This is a genomic window from Thermoleptolyngbya sp. M55_K2018_002, assembly GCF_015295965.1.
In the GTDB taxonomy this organism is placed as follows: domain Bacteria; phylum Cyanobacteriota; class Cyanobacteriia; order Elainellales; family Elainellaceae; genus Thermoleptolyngbya; species Thermoleptolyngbya sichuanensis.
In genome coordinates this window covers 1-3,154 of the sequence record NZ_DVEA01000357.1, presented here as the reverse complement: position 1 = coordinate 3,154, position 3,154 = coordinate 1, and the positions used below count along the sequence as shown (strand labels likewise).

Genomic DNA, 3,154 nt, shown 5'->3' with positions numbered 1-3,154 from the left:
GCAGTGTGCCGCTGCCTCCGCCGTCCCCGCCGCCAGCCCCCGAAGCGCCGTTGTCTGACCTGCCGGAACCCCAGCTTCAGGTCGAGGCGTTTGTGGTCGCAGGGCTAGGACAAGCCCCCCCAGCCCCCGAAGCGCCGTTGCCGCCAGAGTCCGCCTCGCCGCCAGCGGGATCGCCTGAGCCTGCTGCCCCAGAGTCTGCTGCCTCTAAACCTTCGGTTCCCGATCCTGCACCTGATCCTGCGACGGAATCCGCCCCCGCCCCCCCTGATGATTGGCTGGAGGACATTGCCACCCACACGCCGCCGCCGCCGCCCGATCTGGTGAATCGCATTGACGGCAGCGTGGACACGCCCGCCCCGCCAGCCGACTATCCAGAGGATGAGCCAGAGGACTTGGGAGAACTGCCGCTGCCCGAAGGATGGTCAGCCGGAGTGCCGCCGGGTCTGGTTTCCTCAGGAGGGGACGGGAATGGCGATCGCCCCCTTACAGAGGCCAACTTTACAGATGCCCCCTTTGCAGGCACTCCCATTGCAGACGCTTCCGCGCCCCATCATCCCGACAACGCGATGCCGCCCGCAGGCATCCCAGCCTGGGGCAACGGCGGAGTCCCCATGCCGCCGGGCCAGGTCATCACCGCTATCGACCCACCGCCAGGAATCATAACGGGGGGTGGCGTGGCTCCAGCGCCCCAGCCTGTCCAAGCTCCAGCCGACCTGCTGCCCTCCGAGTGCGGCATCGACTACACCAAGCTGCAAGGGCTATTGCAGGAACGGCTCTGGCTCGAAGCAGATAGATACACCTGTCACCTGATGCTCTTAGCCGCAGGTCGCCAAAAGCAGGACTGGCTCAACCCAGAGTCCCTGGCTCGGTTTCCCTGCGTCGATTTGAACACGATCAACGGCCTGTGGCAAAAGTATAGCAGCGGACATTTTGGCTTTACGACGCAGGAGCGCATCTATCAAGGACTGGGTGTTGAACTGCCCCACGCGCGGCGAGCGCTGGACTTTGCGGTGCTGGTGGATTGGGCTTGGAAAGGGGTGGGCGGCTCCTACGCGATGTTCAAGCCCTATAGACAACTGACCTTTGGTCTGCACGCACCATCGGGACACCTGCCCGCGCTGTGGTATTGGAAGTTGGGTCTGTGGTCTGGGTTCCGCTCTGGTTCCCTGGGCAAGATGCGCGATTTTGGGGGTGAGGACGAAATCCAAATGCTGGCGGCACTGATGGGGCGACTGTCGGAGTGCAACATTCGCTAAAACCAGGACATCCCTGTCCTGCCAGTTCAGGGTCTGCCCGATCAACCCCTCAACGCTGTTCCCCTGAACCCTGCTACACTGTGATGTTTGGAAGTTGGGAACTGGCAAGCTGCACGTTCCAGCCATCCACTGAAGCAGCACGTTAGGACTTACGCAGTTGGACGATTTCTCGCGGGCTGCGCCCGCGAGAAATCGTCCAAAACCCGGAAAACTTGTCGCAAGTGCGTAGATCCTGCACGTTTTATCCCGTTTTATTCAGAATTCAGAACAAAGGGCATGAGCGCAATTCAGGCGATTCGGGGCACGCGAGACATTTTGCCGGAGGAAGTGGGCTACTGGCAGCAGATCGAGGCGGCAGCCCGACAAATCCTGGGCAATGCGGGCTATCGTGAAATCCGCACGCCGATTTTTGAGCAAACCGAACTATTTGAACGCGGGATTGGCGAAGCCACCGATGTCGTGGGCAAGGAAATGTATACCTTCACCGATCGGGGCGATCGCTCTATTACCCTGCGCCCAGAGATGACAGCGGGCCTAGTGCGATCGCTCATCGAACACAAGCTGTATGCGGCAGGCAACGCCCAGCGGCTCTGGTGCGTCGGCCCCGTGTTTCGCTACGAGCGGCCCCAGGCCGGGCGACAGCGCCAGTTTCACCAACTGGATGTAGAAGTCATGGGCAGCGCCGATCCCCGCGCCGATGCCGAGGTGATTGCCCTGGCGACGGACTTGCTGCAACATCTGGGGCTGAAAACGCTGACGATGGATTTGAACTCGGTGGGCACGCCCGCTGACCGTCAGCAGTATCGCGCCGCCCTGGTGGACTATTTCACGCCGTTCAAAGCCGAGCTAGATCCCGACTCTCAGGATCGGCTGACGCGCAACCCAATGCGAATCTTGGACAGCAAAGATGCCCGCACCAAGGAAATCGTCCAGGACGCACCCAGCATTCTCGACTACCTGAGCGCCGAGTCGCAGCAGCGGTTCGAGGCGGTGCAGCAGCGCCTCACTGACCTAGGCATTGCCTACCAAGTGAATCCCCGTCTGGTGCGCGGGCTAGACTATTACACCCACACCGCGTTTGAGATTCAGTCGGCAGACCTGGGCGCACAAGCGACAGTCTGCGGGGGCGGCCGCTACGACGGGCTGGTGGCAGAACTGGGCGGCCCCGAAACGCCCGCGGTCGGCTGGGGGCTGGGCATGGAGCGGCTGGTGCTGCTGCTGCAAAAACTGCATCCGGCGACCGAAGCCAGCGTCGATTTTTATGTGGTGTCTAAGGGCGATCGCCCCGAAGCCCAGTCGCTCCAGATTGCCCAAACGCTGCGTCGGCTAGGCTTTTCGGTCGATCTCGACCTGAGCGGCAGTGCCTTTGGCAAGCAGATGAAGCGGGCCGACCGCAGCGGCGCGGCCGCCTGCCTGATTCTGGGCGACGAAGAGGCAGAAACCGGCATGGTGCAGGTGAAATGGCTGGCATCGGGAGAGCAAGAGGCGATCGCCCAGGCCGACCTTGCTTCCAGGGCTGACCTGCTGCGCCAGCGACTTGGAAAACGCTAAAGCCCAAAAGCCCCCCCTACACACTCGCTATGATGAATCTGCCAGCCCTCTACCCCGGTTCTCCCTGACCCCCAACCCCTCCTCTCCTACCCATGCGTCCGATTCTGCTTTTCCTCTTCATTGCCCTACTCGCCATTGTGGTGTTGCAAAACCTCTCGCCTTCGGTGGCGCTGACGTTTTTGGGGATGCAGACGGTGGCGCTGCCGCTGGCGGTGTGGCTGGTGGGGGCGGTGCTGGCGGGGGCCATCACAACGATCCTGGTGGCCACGCTGATTCGGTTTTTGGCGAACGGGCGATTCGCGAAGCGATCCTTGCAGGAATCGCCCCGTCGCAAGGCCCGTCGCCCC

The 3,154-nt window shown here is 62.3% G+C and carries 2 protein-coding genes and 1 pseudogene; all 3 read left to right on the top strand.

The window, feature by feature from the left end; all coding sequences use genetic code 11:
* The coding region (locus tag IGS51_RS18235; protein WP_297080208.1) for a GUN4 domain-containing protein at window positions 1–1,256 on the top strand (1,256 nt) is incomplete at its 5' end.
* A 276-nt stretch (window positions 1,257–1,532) separates the two neighbouring features.
* Window positions 1,533–2,807, top strand: a complete 1,275-nt coding sequence (gene hisS, locus IGS51_RS18230) for a histidine--tRNA ligase (RefSeq protein WP_297080207.1) — start codon at window positions 1,533–1,535, stop codon at window positions 2,805–2,807.
* 92 nt (window positions 2,808–2,899) lie between these two features.
* Window positions 2,900–3,154 (top strand): annotated as a pseudogene (locus IGS51_RS18225) (LapA family protein); the annotation flags it as partial.

What these genes read in the sequence shown, in the direction of transcription:
- hisS (WP_297080207.1), top strand. Translation starts at nt 1,533, where the DNA reads ATGAGCGCAATTCAGGCGATTCGGGGCACGCGAGACATTTTGCCGGAG.